We start from the raw sequence: 13,994 nt of genomic DNA on the forward strand, positions 1-13,994 counted from the left end.
CACATCCTTTTTTTGAATCATCACACAAATTGAGAGATATGCCCAAATCGTTATTGAGTTCCCCATTCCTTGTTTGGTTTATCGCCAAGCCATAATTCCAAAAGGCCACCTTGCTCAAATACGGTATGCGGCAATTGATATTTATGATACATCTCTCCGTTCAAAGAAGCTTTCTGGATATAACAATTCTCTGGGGAGTTATCATGTACTTTAATCTTAAACTCGTTCCCTTTATAATACCGAGAATCCAATCGAATCGTAATCTCATTGAAAACAGGGCTTGTAATATCATACATCGGATTATAGGCAGAGCCTCCATCCAAACTGAATAATCCCATAGCCATCAGTGCACTTATTCCAGCCATCTGTCCTTGATCTTCATCATTTTCGCCGTAGCCTCGCTCTGGCGTAATATCACCATAGGTCTGTTTAGCGACCTGACGCACCCAATATTGAGTCAGCCAAGGCTTTCCTACATGTGAGAAAACGTGCGCATTCGAGCAACCGGGTTGATTGGCATAACTAACATAACTAGACAGGAATCTTGCATTTTTCGACATCTCAAACACATAATTCAATTGAGTAGCTAAGCTGTCATTACCTCCCATCAAACGAGCCAATGTTTCAATGTCATGAGATAATCCAAAAGTAGCCTGCCAAGCATTGGCTTGTACAAACCCACGCTCGGACAAAGGATCCAAATGGACCCACTCTCCTGTTTCTTTTCTAGGCATCATCAACCTCAAATCCGGATGCCAAGACGCAGGCCAGCCCAAGGAACGATTTCTATAATAATTATAATCCTTGAGTTTTCCCATAGCTTTCGCCATTTCTCCCAAAGCCCAATCCTCAAAGGCCCATTGAATAGTCAAGCCAGCCTCTTCTGGGCAATATCCATGTTTAATATAGAACTCCAACTCTTTATCCATATCAAAGGCAAGCATACCACCTTTCTCATGATTCCTTTTCATAGCCGCATATCCCTCCTTGGGCAACCATTTATGAAACACCCCCCGCTGATAAGCGGAAGTAATCAAGGAGGTAGCCGGACAGCCCGTCATAATATAAGTATAAGACCCTATGGACGGCCCACGAGGTAATAGACCTCCATTCTTGTCATATTCGATAAAAGAAGCGGAAAACTCGTCTAAAACAGAAGGATACGCCAGTCCCCACAACGTGTTTAAATTCCACTGTGTCAACCATAGAGCATCTGAATTATACATATGAAACCTTGATTTTCCTGTTTTATCTTTAGGCAAAGTCCGTACTTGGAATTTAGGAGCAATCGTATGTATCCTTGTTTGTTTTCCAATACGTTCTCCTCCGGACAAATAATCCGGATACTCGCCATTGCTATCATCTATCTTATGACGCCCCAACAATACGTGCCACAAATCGGTATAAAACTTGGTCTTTTGCTGAAAAGAACCACCTTGCACATCAATTTTTCCCAACCACTCATTCCAAATACGCTCGGACGCACTCTTAACTTGATCAAAATCCCAATGTTTACATTCCCGCTCTATATTCTCACGGGCATTTTCCTCACTCACATAAGAGATAGCGGTCTTCAACAATAGCTCATCACCAGCCTTAAAAGATCCAAAACAAGCTTCTACGCCAGAAGAAGGAGATTGTTTAAAAGAAGACTTAGGCACGGTAATTAATTCTGGAGAACCTATCAAACTATTGATATCCGTTTCCTTTCTATCTCCAACCCAACCGTTCAAAGCATCCATAGGTTTATCAAATTGAACAACAAAATAAACTTTAGCCACATCGACACCTCCCCATACACGACCAGCCGTATCAAAATATCCGGAGATCTCTGTATCATTCACCTTTGTCACATGAGCGTTCAACAAAGTAGAAGTAGCTATATGACCTCCCAGATTTACCAAGACCTTCGCCAAACCATCTTGCGTATACGTAAAACGATAAAGTCCTACCCTATCCGTAACCGTCTGTTCTACCCATATTTTATAAGTATCCAAGAACAAACGGTGATAACCAGGTTGGACAATCTCATCATCATGAGAAAAAGAAGAACGCCAAACCTTATCTCCTCTGCAAACATCTACCTCATCTTTCACCGGCATCAAAGACAATCCTGAAATCATCCAATTATGAATTTGAGGGAAGCCTAAAACCTTAGTAGAATTATAATTATAACCTCCTCCTCCTTGATTGATATTGCGGGTTAATGGAGCGGAACTTATCATACCGAAAGGCAAACTTCCGGTCACAAAGAAAAAATATCGACCTTTAGCGGTCTCGACATAAGGATTCACCCAAGAGATATAATCCGGATAAGACTCAGGAGCAGGATACACCTCTATCTCAGACAGCCCTAAATCTTGTCCTTCTCCATCCGTCATTTGAAAACGAATCCATTCCGTCTTCCGAGTATCAAATTCAACCACCCTTGGCGCTCCATCATTGGGAATCAAATTAACCGTTACCGAACTACCGTCACTAAAGAACAAGGTACCCGCAGCACAATGGCTTCGCTCATCCACCCGATCGTATAAAATAACCTTATTCGTATAAATCGCATGATCCCAATCTAATTGTATCCAAGGATACGGATACACCCGACCACGCGCATCCAATTTTGTCTTGGCTACCCATTCTCCCTTTCCGGAAATACGAATCACCTGATCTATCACATACTTACCTTCCTGCTCTTGGCTCAAGGCAGACGAACAGGAAACTTTAGCTTGATAAGCGACATTATGAGGGGTTGCCCATAACTCATAACAGGTAGTCAAACACAATAGATATAAAATAACTCCTAGCTGCTTCATATTTTTTATTACATCGTGAAAAAGCGGTGCATCAAATGGATATTAAACTATTTGACACACCGCCTTTTCTTTCATTTAATTTATCAATAACCCGGATTCTGTTTCATTACTTCCGTACCACAAATATCAATCATAGACTGAGGTATCGGGAAATACTCATGCTTACCTTTTACGAAATGAGCATTTTGCAAGTGGGAACGGAACACTTTCTCTTTGGCGATATAAGCGTTGATAACTTCATCCGCGACACCCCAACGCACCAAATCAAAGAAACGAATTCCCTCATGCGCCATCTCCAAACGTCTCTCCATACGTAACGCTTGCACGGCTTCATTTTTTGATTTAAAAGGCTCATCATAAACCCCTACCTTATAATTAGCAGCATCTTGTGATTGATCCATTGTCTTGACATGCTGAGTATTTTTCGCACGCTCTCTAATCATATTGATATACTTACGCCCAGTCTCTAAATCACCTGTCTCAATAGCAGCCTCAGCTCTCCACAATAACAAATCCGCATAACGAATCACATAGAAATTCAAAGCATTCACATAAGGCCATATCGGCGAATAATAAGTAGAATTCAATGAAACCAAACGCTTCTTCGGGCTATACGGGCCATACACACTAGCCTCTCTAGGAGTCCAATCATACAATTGTACATCCATAAACGGTATATTTGGTCTAGCTAATGTATGATCCAAACGAACATCTACATAGTCATTCTCTGACACATCTTTACCATCATTATAAGGCAAGCCTTTAACATCCGTTTTATAAGCATTTACCAAATTTTGAGTCGGCCGCAAAAAGCCATATACAGGATAAGGACCTCCCGGAGGCAACAAGCGATCGCCATAACTTCCGTTCTCATTATTGGGAGAACCATCATTAATGGACAGCTGGATCGCAAAGATAATCTCCGAGCAATTATCATTTTCAGGCAAGAACACATTCCGGAAATCAGGGAATAGCTCATATTTTCCAGATTGAATCACCTCATCACAAGCTTCCAAACATTCTTTCCACTTGGACTGATATAAATAAACCTTTGCCATATAAGCTCTAGCTGCCATTTTAGTAGGCCGGCCATAATCCGCTTGGCTCTCCGGCAATACTTTATAAGCAGCAGAGAACTCTTCTAAAATCTTCTCCCACAATTGATCGGATGAAAACTCGATATTCGATTTCTTATTGTATTCATTTGGATCCACCAACGTTTCATCGATCCAAGGAATCTGATTATAAATGATTTTTAAGTTGAAATAATAATGCCCCCTCAAAAAGCGCATCTCAGCTAAACGCTGTTCCTTGTTTTTAACCTCACTACCATTCAATAAACGAATCGCTTGGTTACAACGTTTTATTCCCTCATAAAGAGCAGCCCATCGAGCTTCAAAGTCAATCCCTGTGGGATTCGCATTAAAGATCTCCATCAAATGGATTTGGTTCTGGTCACCGGTACCGCCGCCACCTTTATACGCATCGTCAGAGACAACATCCCCGAACTGCCAGTTTGAGCAACCGGAATTAATCGCATCAGAGGCATAATACCCATCCAACACAGCATATGCACCGGTCACGATACCCTCTATATTTTCCTCACTCTCTACCTGTCCGGGCAAGAACTCACCCACAGGCTCCTCAGAAAGGAATGAGTCCGCACAAGAACACATCATCAACACTGATGCCGCAAAATAAAATATCTTTTTCATTGTATATATCTCTTTTTATGTTAAAAACTAACGTTAACCCCTAAAGTAAATGTTCTTGGTAATGGATACACTCCACGATCCACCCCCATATCCAAACTACGGTTCTCAGAAGAATAACTCTGCAAACCAACCTCCGGATCAATACCTTCATATCCCGTTATGGTAAACAAGTTCTGTCCTTGCAAATAAATATACGTACGTTTCAACTTCAACTTAGATGCCACTTTATCCGGTAGTGTATACCCCACCTTTAAGTTCTTTAAACGGACAAAAGAGGCATTATGGATATAATAGGTAGAAGGACGAATATTATTATTCGGATCATCCAATGTGACACGAGGTATATCCGTATCCGTATTATCCGGACGCCAAGCATCCAAGATCGTAGAATTTTTATTATATTGAGCCTGGTTATAAAACTCACCCAAATAATTCGTCAAATTATAGACCTCATTACCAAATACACCTTGGAAGAAGGCACTAACATCAAAGTTTTTATAATTGAAACCCAACGTCAACCCCATGCTACAATCAGGCAACGGATTTCCCTTGAAATCGCGGTCATCACTATTGATAACGCCATCTCCATTCAAATCCTTGAAGCGAATATCACCCGGTTTCGCATTCGGTTGTAATAACTCACCTCTATCATTCTTATAGTTTTGGATCTCCGCATCGCTTTGGAACAGACCATCAGCCTCATACACGAAGAAGGATCCGATCGGTTGTCCTACCGCTGAACGAGAAGTCTCTTGATCGAAATTACGTCCGTGAAGTTCACTACTGGAAAGACCTATATAATCCACCCCATTCAGTTCGGTCATTTTATTCTTGATAACAGAGAAGTTATATGCGACAGAGAAACCAAAATCCTGATTGATTTGCTTTTGATAATTTATCTCCATCTCAAAACCTTTGTTGTTCATCTTACCTACATTATCCCAAACAGTCATATTTGTTCCCCCGATCGAGGCAGGTAAGGCTCTACGCCACAATAAGTCCTTGGTATCTTTATTAAAATAGTCCAAAGTCAAATTCAAGTCACCATTCAAAAAACCCAAATCCACACCGACATTCGTTTGTGTGGTTGTCTCCCATTTCAAATTAACGTTTCCGTTTCGAGTCTGCACCAATCCTAGATCTACACCACTTTGATTTCCATCAATCGGGTAATTCGAGTTCGTAGAATTACTCTTATATGAGTCAATCGTCGCATACGACGGAACATCCGAGTTTCCATTCTGTCCCCAACCAACGCGTACTTTCAAATTACTAATTGCCTCAACATCAAAAAACGGCTCATTACTAATGCGCCATCCAACTGATGCCGCAGGGAAATTACCCCATTTGTTATTACCTAAACGAGATGAACCATCCCGACGCAAAGTAAACGCCACCAAATACCGATCATGATAATTATAATCGAGCTTACCGAAATAAGAGACCATACTATACTCCGTAGCAGCACCCGAGTTCTTCTGGGTTCCTACATCTCCCGCATCTAAAAAACGGAAGTTAGGATCGTCTGACGGAAAACCGTCTCTTGAAGCTGTAAAATACTCATATCTATTTCTCAAAGACTCCATACCTAATAAGGCATTGATCGTATGGTCGCCAAATGTCTTATTATAAGTCAAGGTATTCGTGAATACCCAGTTAAAATTCCAAGCATTTCGGTTGGATAAACTACTTAATTTCTCCGAGGCATTCAACTCATCATATTTTGGACTGAAAGAACGTCTATACAGATTATTGTAATCAACACCAAAAGAGGTCTTAAACATAAGCCCATCAAACAAATGTAACTCGGCATACAAATTACCTACCAAACGACTCTTCTTATCCTGATTATCCTTGTTCCTATACAATTTACCCATGGGATTCGGTATATCCGAGAATACATTTCCGGCATACTCATCTTCCAGATTCTTCACAGGCGTGATAGACTGGAATTTATAAGCCTCATACAAAGTTCCTCCCAAGGCGGCATTGTTAGAGACACTTGTTCCCCAAGAATGAGAAAGAGAGATATTTTCTCCTATACGGAGATGATCATCAAACAATTTATACTCGGAATTAAAACGACCGCTCACACGCTTGAAATCACTAAACTTAACCAGTCCCTGCTGATCATAGTATCCTAACGAGAATAATTGATTAGATTTTTTATCTGCTTTCGTAAAAGAGAGGTTATAAGACTGTACCACGGCCGCACGTAAAATCTCATCGACCCAATCCACATCATCGGAAGGAATTAAATGATTACTATCCAAATATTCAGGAACAACTGCCTGATCACCATTTCCGTAGACATCATGCGAAGGAGTTTTTCCATCATTTTTCATAGCCTGCCACAACATATCACCAAACTGTTGCGCATTCAACATCCTCAATTGCTTCGCTGCTTTTTGTACACCAAAGTAAGCATCTAAATTGACATTAAACTCACCCTCTTTCCCTCTTTTTGTATTGATAATAACGACACCATTAGCCGCACGTGCTCCATAGATAGAGGCTGAGGAAGCATCTTTCAATACCTGCATAGACTCGATATCGTTTGGATTCAAAAAATTAATACCACCATCCACAGGAATACCATCAATGATATAAAGCGGATCATTGTTACGGATCGTACTGAAACCGCGAATACGCACCGCAACTCCTCCACCCGGCATATTATCCGGCATCACGTTCACTCCGGAGAGCTTACCCTACATCATTTGATCTACGCTAGAAACCGGTGTATCTTTCAAGTCATCGATCTTCAAGACCGAAACCGCACCCGTAAGATCTTTTTTACGCGATACACCATAACCTACGACCACAATCTCGTCCAAGTTTTGTGAGTCCTCTTTCAACGAAATGGTCAAATCCGTCTTTGAACCGGGTACCAGCTCTGTAGATAAATAACCAATATAAGAAACAACCAATACAGCATTATTCGGAACTTCCAACGTGAAACGCCCCTCAATATCTGTAATCGTACCGACAGTCGTTCCCTTCACCAATACATTAGCGCCGATTACTGGTTCTTGGTTCGAATCCAACACGACTCCTTGTACCATGCGTCCTTGTTGCTGTGCCAAAGGAATAGACTCTAATTTACGAGATAAGATAATCTGCTTATCTACAATCTTATAATCGACATTCATATTATCGAAAACCCGGGATAAAACCAAATTAATATCCTTATTATTGGCCTCTAAATTGACAATACGACTCACATCCAAAACATGATCCGCATACAAGAATGAATAACCCGTTTCCTCCTCTATCCGATCGATCGCTTGCTCCAACGTAGCGTTTTTCAACGACAAGGAAAGTGTTGTTGTCTGTGAATAAGAGGTACCTGCATATAACTGGAAGGCAGTCAAGAATGTAAATGCCGTACCAAGATTTAAGATACGATTCGATTGAGGTAAATACCGAGTAAGATTCCTCTTACGTAAATGAAATGCACTCATAAGCATGTAGATTTAGTGATTACACAAAATTTATTTTGAAATGATTTTTTATCGTTGATAAACATCTATCCTCTGCCGGACAAACGTGGAATCCGAATGAGAGGAAAGTTGTCGGGCAGACCATTCAATAGGGGCAGTCTGTTTTAGATAATCCAATATTTGCTCCAAGGTCTCATTTGTGAAAGTCGCACGGTATTTATACTCCGCATTCGAGTTCTTATGCAGTACGATCTCCACATTATATCGTTTTTCCAGTCGCTTTAGTACCTTCTCTAAAGGAGTATTTCGAAATACCATCCGCCCCTTTCTCCAATCCATCTTCTCATCCAAATTGACAGCAGAAACACGGAACACACCGCTTTCCTTATTAAGCACGACCTGTTTGTTCGGTTCCAAGCGGATCCGTTCATCGTTCCGGATAACATCGATCTTTCCTTTTTCCAGCACAGCCTCGATAAAAGGTTCATCGTCATAGGCATTCACATTGAACTTCGTTCCATACGCTATTACCCGCAATCCCTCAGAGGTAGACACACTAAAAGGATGTTCCGGATCGGCTTCAACTTCAAAATAGCCCTCACCAAAGAGCTGAACTTTACGTTCTTTCTCATCAAAGACCGATGGATAAACCAAGCGGCTGCCGGCATTCAACCAAACAACAGATTGATCAGGTAACACCAAACGGGTAATTGTACCAGGCATGGAACTAATCTCCGCAAAAACCACAGATGCCCCCGTCTTAACATTCCTACCTGTGGTATAATATAAATAAGAAAAAAATAACGAGGATATGAGCAACGGTACTACAAGAATAGCTGCGGCACGGGTAAAAAACAACGAAAACATCCTCATAGAGGCTTTCCGCTTAGCACGACGTTCCATGCTTTGCCAAGCCTTATGCACATCTATCGCTTGGTATTCTAGCATATCCTCAGACAGAGCTTTAATCTTCTCAATCTGCCGTAATGTACTTTTTTCGTCTCCGCTTTCTCGCATATATGATTGTCTTTTTCTATATAGACACAGTCAAAACAAAAACACGACAGCAAAACGACTTTTTTTATATTTTTCTTCCTCTTGTACCCCACAATAAAGCAAGGAAATCACCTAAGCAGGTATTGCCCAACACGTATATATGTGTGGGCCCTCCTCACCAATTGCACAAAAAGCAAGGATTTTAGCTTGTGAAACAAAGGGGAATATATTCTAAAAATATATACATTTGTCCCATTATGGAAAGAAATCCAACAAAGACTGATACCGATTTCCTTTTACGGCAAATCACGACCGAGGACAATAAGCTCTCCTTCCAACGTTTATTTGAGCTATATTATCCTGCTCTTTGCATATATACCAAACGTTTTATCCCTGATCGGGAAACGAGAGAAGATATCGTACAGGAAGTTTTTTCCTCCATTTGGGAAAATCGTAAACGCATCGTAATAAGAACTTCCGCACGCAATTATCTCATCACAGCTACCAAAAACCACTGTCTCAACTATCTGCAACGCAATCATGAAGAATATGTAGACAAACTTCCTCAAGAGCAAATCCCTATCTATGCGGATAGTGGCGAGGAACTTTATACTTGGGAAGAATTACAAACCCTACTTCGAGAGGCACTTGCTAAATTACCCGAAAACTATCGATATGTATTTGAGAAGAATCGCTTTGAGAATAAGAGTTACGGCGAGATCGCAGAGGATATGCAAATATCCATACGGACAGTAGAAAGATATAAAAATAAGGCAATTGAAATATTAAAGACAGAGTTGAAAGACTACTTACCCCTGTTCATTGGTTGGCTATTTTAACAAAAACTTCCGGAAATACCCACATACCTCCGGAAGTTTCTCGTGTTCAATTCATTGTTGCTCCAACCAAACCTTCACCCCTTCAAGTAAGATCTGGTTCTCATCAGACTTCTGGGTAGAGAGCCGTAGATAAGTCTCATCCAAGCCCCGGAAATTCGAAGCGTCACGGATCAAGATTCCGTAATTATCTAAAAGGAATTGCTTTAAATCAGCAGCCGTGCCCTTCTTCAAACGGACAAGGAAGAAAGTCGTAGAGGTCGGGATTACCTCCAAGCCATCCAATTTACTTAATTGATAAATAAAATCCGCGGTCTCACGCTGCCATTTACGGATCGGCAACGTAAATTGCGCCGGATGGATCAAGATATATTTACTTGCCTCGATAGCGATAGCATTTACCGACCAAGGTATGATATACTTGTTCACTTTCTCCGTGATCTCCGGAGAAGCGACCAGATAGCCGATACGCAAGCCGGGGATATTATAAGCCTTCGAGATAGACTGTACAAGGATTAAGTTCTTATGCGTTTTCACGTCACTCGGCTTTAGCATGTCTTCCGTCGTGAAAGCCACGTATGCCTGATCAATAATGAAGGTAGTCTGCGGATTCGCCGAGATCAAACGGAGAAGCTCCGTACGGTGGATCAACTTCCCATCCGGATTATTCGGATTACAAATCCAACAGAAGTCCTGTCCCTCCAAGGATAGCTCTGATAAATCGTCCGATGTCGGGAAGAAGGAGATCTCATGCTCATGCAAACGGCAAGCATCCTCATATTCAGAGAAAGAAGGAATAGCGATCATGGATTTCGCGCCTCGCCAAGCTTGCGCTAACAAATAAAAAGCCGTGATCGAACCATTCGTCACTACGATATTCTCCTCCTTGATCTCATACCGGCGGGCCAACAATCTTTTCAAGGTAGCGGCATCCGGCTCCGGATAACGAGTCAGCTTATCAAAATGCTCGATCAAATGTTCCTTCAGTTTATCTAAATTAGCTCCGTGCCACACATTCGAGCTAAAGTTTATCTTTACCTCGTTCTTTGCGTTATAAAAATCATCACCGTGTCCGTATAACATATACCTGCTTTTTAATTAATACCTATCTGTTAAAACTGTCACAAAATTACGAATCTTTTTGGCTTTTCCTATCAATCGCCTTATAGATCGCATCCTGTATGCGAGTACGTATATCAAGCGATCCCAGTTTATTATTTGCCCGGCTAGGATTCACCCGGTTACTCAAAAATATATAAATAAGCTGGTTATCCGGATCTACCCAAAAACAAGTACCCGTAAATCCTGTATGTCCATAGACCGAGGCGGGAGCCAAAGCCCCACAAGGCGAGGCTTTCGGATTACCAATCACCGGCTTATCAAAGCCTAACCCTCTACGGCAAGTCGGGCTCTTGCTTTGTGTAAACAAACGGCTGGTTTCCAAAGAAAGATAGCGCTCGCCGCCATAAGTCCCTTGGTTTAGCATCAATTGGAGCACCTTCGCCAAATCATTCGCATTCGAAAATAATCCGGCGTTTCCAGAAACACCCCCTTGAAAAGCGGCTGCCTCATCATGTACATATCCGCGAAGCAATTGGCGGCGGACAAATCCATCTTGTTCCGTAGGTACAATTTGCAAGGTATCCATTCGCTTCAACGGATTATAAGTGGTATGCCAAGCCCCTAACCCGCTGTAGAAATCATCCCGGAGAAGCTGGTCCATCGGAGATCTCATCAGATTTTCCACCATCATTTTCAGCATAATGAAATTCACGCAACTATATACGTACCTACCTCTCGTACCCAAACGGGATTTCTTGATATCTTGAAGGATCGTATCTTTAAAGGAATCACTCACATAGAAATTACGGGCTACCTCAGTCGTAAATCCGGGTTTCCGTGTATCTGATACTATATCCGGAAGATATTTAAAATCATTCCGGACATACGTTTTAGCGTCAAAACGAACCGGGTGCGTGGCGTTCTTCGCCGAACTATATAAACTGCCTTTATAACTATCCTTATCAATAGCATCCAGATAGAAATTAATAGTTGGAGTCACTCCCGATTGATGATATAGTAACTCTTTTATCGATAAATCCTTTTTATTAGACTCTTTCAACTCCGGTATAAAATCGGAGATCTTATTGTTCAAGGTGAATTTCTTCTCATCATACGCTTTCATGACTGCCAATAAAGTCCCCGCCGCCTTCGATGCCGAAGCCAAGTCATAAACTGACGCCTCCGTGACCGGCTGCCTACTTTCGTAATCAAAATAACCAAACGATTTATTATAGATAATCATGCCGTCCTTCGCAACCAACACTTGGCATCCGGGATAAGCCTTCTCATCCAATCCCTCTTTAACGATCGACTCAATTACATCCAAACGGTCCGGATTCGCTCCCACCTCTTCTGGCTGGTGATACCCCAAACGAGTCTTTTCCGTAAAAATACCAGTACCCGCATAATACAATCCCGGAATTGAAACCGGAAGTTTCCCTTTCGCCGCAATACCACCGAATATCACTTGGGCCGCATATTCCTGCGCTAAGGGAGTACCCTCGTAAGCCAACACGACCGCCTTCGCCTTCTCGATCGACTTCTTATATTCCTTACAAGCATATGGTAAGGTAAAGAAAGCATAGACCAACTCTTTCTTCGCAGCCAACTGCCTCAACGCTAAACTCTCGGGAATGCGAATCGTATGTATGCCACAAATGATCACGTCGTATTTTTGCAATTTATTATAAACCTGTTGGACTTGGGTAGCCGTAGAACGCCGTCCGATACTAAAGCAAGCGATCGAATCATATTCGCCCAGCATTTTCTGGAACTCATTACCAACCCCGTCTCCAATCGAGAGCGCCGCGATCTTTTTCTTATTCAACTGTTTAAGAGGTAAGATCGTATCCTCATTCTTCAAAACAGTAATAGCCTCCGAATTCAACTTCGCCGCCATCCATGCCGCATGCGGAGAGTTCAAACGTTTCGATAAGCCTTTTGTTTCGACCGGCTTATAGGCATTCAATCCAGCGATATATTTGTACCTTAATATTTTCAAGCACTTGGCCTCGATCGCTTCCAGATCCAATACCCCTTCTTCAATAGCCTCTTTCACGGCCGTAAAATCATTGATTGGAGCGGCCGGAGCGAGCAAGATATCATTCCCCGCAAGCAAAGCCTTCACCGAAGGATTATCCGTTTTCTTTGTGGAAGCCCCTTTCATCGCTAAAGCATCCGTAAAGCACAGACCTTGAAAACCGAGTTCTTTCTGTAATAGATCCGTCACTACCGCCTTGGAGAAAGAAGCCGGCTTATGACTTTTATCCAAAGCTGGAACGTAAAGATGTCCCGTCATTATCCCGCCGAACCCATCATATATATAACGTTTAAAAGGAAGAAGTTCCACGCTATCCAAGCGGGCCCGGTTATGGCGCACGACGGGTAATGTCTCGTGCGAGTCCTCGGAAGTATCTCCATGTCCGGGGAAATGTTTGGAGACAGACAAGATGCCCGTATTTTCCAATCCTCTTGCGTAAGCAATACCTTTCTCCGACACAGCCTCCGGATTCTCGCCAAACGAACGCAGGCCGATCACGGGATTATCCACATTGCTATTCACGTCCATATCCGGAGCGAAATTTATATGAATTCCCATTTCCCGGCACTGCCGTCCCACCTCTTTTCCATATTCCTCGATCAAGGCATTGTCCTCGATAGCGCCTAGCATCATGTTTTTCGGGAAACGGGTGGTTCCACTTAATCGCATGGAAAGTCCCCACTCCCCATCCAAAGAGACCAACATCGGAATCCGGGAAGCCTTTTGCAAACGATTGGTCACCTCCGCCTGCGTCACCGGATCCCCTTTATGGAATAAGATGCCCCCGATCTTGATATCGTTCACGTAACGCATAAGCCGTTGCATATTCCGGTTATCGGATTTAGGATTCGCTATAACCATAAATAACTGCCCGATCCGTTCATCATAACTCATAGCGTCAAACACGGAATCAACCCAATGATTCATCTTTTCCTGATCCACCGCACGATAAAGGTTCGGGACTGTTTGCGCCCCACTCGATAAAAGGGAAATACAACACAAAAGCAAGATACCAATCTGTCTCATCACAACATTATCATTATTACTCTCCAAAAATAAGAAAATATCGCAATAGTAACGTGAATTGTGAT

Annotated in this window: 6 protein-coding genes and 1 pseudogene; 1 reads left to right on the top strand and 6 read right to left on the bottom strand. The window is 42.1% G+C overall.

Annotated elements, in window-relative coordinates; translation table 11 throughout:
- Positions 1-50 precede the first annotated feature (50 nt).
- The 4 genes and pseudogenes from CI960_RS17860 to CI960_RS17875 form a co-directional block, all read right to left on the bottom strand.
- Positions 51-2,810 carry a GH92 family glycosyl hydrolase gene (locus tag CI960_RS17860; protein ID WP_005854065.1) on the bottom strand — a complete coding sequence of 920 codons (2,760 nt, stop codon included), beginning with the start codon at positions 2,808-2,810 and terminating at the stop codon, positions 51-53.
- 83 nt (positions 2,811-2,893) lie between these two features.
- Complete coding sequence (locus tag CI960_RS17865) at positions 2,894-4,525, bottom strand: RagB/SusD family nutrient uptake outer membrane protein (protein WP_005854053.1); 1,632 nt, start codon at positions 4,523-4,525, stop codon at positions 2,894-2,896.
- Positions 4,526-4,545: 20 nt separating this feature from the next.
- Positions 4,546-7,995: pseudogene (locus tag CI960_RS17870) on the bottom strand (TonB-dependent receptor).
- A 42-nt stretch (positions 7,996-8,037) separates the two neighbouring features.
- Positions 8,038-8,985: a FecR family protein gene (locus CI960_RS17875; protein ID WP_005854048.1), complete on the bottom strand. Its 948-nt coding sequence runs from the start codon at positions 8,983-8,985 to the stop codon at positions 8,038-8,040.
- Positions 8,986-9,221: 236 nt separating this feature from the next.
- Here CI960_RS17875 and CI960_RS17880 point away from each other — a divergent pair, with 236 nt between their 5' ends.
- Positions 9,222-9,803 carry an RNA polymerase sigma-70 factor gene (locus tag CI960_RS17880; RefSeq protein ID WP_005854045.1) on the top strand — a complete coding sequence of 194 codons (582 nt, stop codon included), beginning with the start codon at positions 9,222-9,224 and terminating at the stop codon, positions 9,801-9,803.
- Between the two features lie 51 nt (positions 9,804-9,854).
- On the opposite strand, the gene CI960_RS17885 is transcribed toward CI960_RS17880, so the two are convergent.
- The gene (locus tag CI960_RS17885) at positions 9,855-10,883 is read right to left on the bottom strand and encodes a histidinol-phosphate transaminase (RefSeq protein WP_005854044.1); all 1,029 of its coding nucleotides are present in this window, start codon (positions 10,881-10,883) and stop codon (positions 9,855-9,857) included.
- Between the two features lie 46 nt (positions 10,884-10,929).
- On the bottom strand, positions 10,930-13,929 hold the full coding sequence (locus CI960_RS17890) for a glycoside hydrolase family 3 N-terminal domain-containing protein (RefSeq protein ID WP_005854043.1): 3,000 nt from the start codon (positions 13,927-13,929) through the stop codon (positions 10,930-10,932).
- Positions 13,930-13,994 lie beyond the last annotated feature (65 nt).

It is taken from the genome of Parabacteroides sp. CT06 (genome assembly GCF_002257605.1).
GTDB classification, from domain to species: domain Bacteria; phylum Bacteroidota; class Bacteroidia; order Bacteroidales; family Tannerellaceae; genus Parabacteroides; species Parabacteroides distasonis.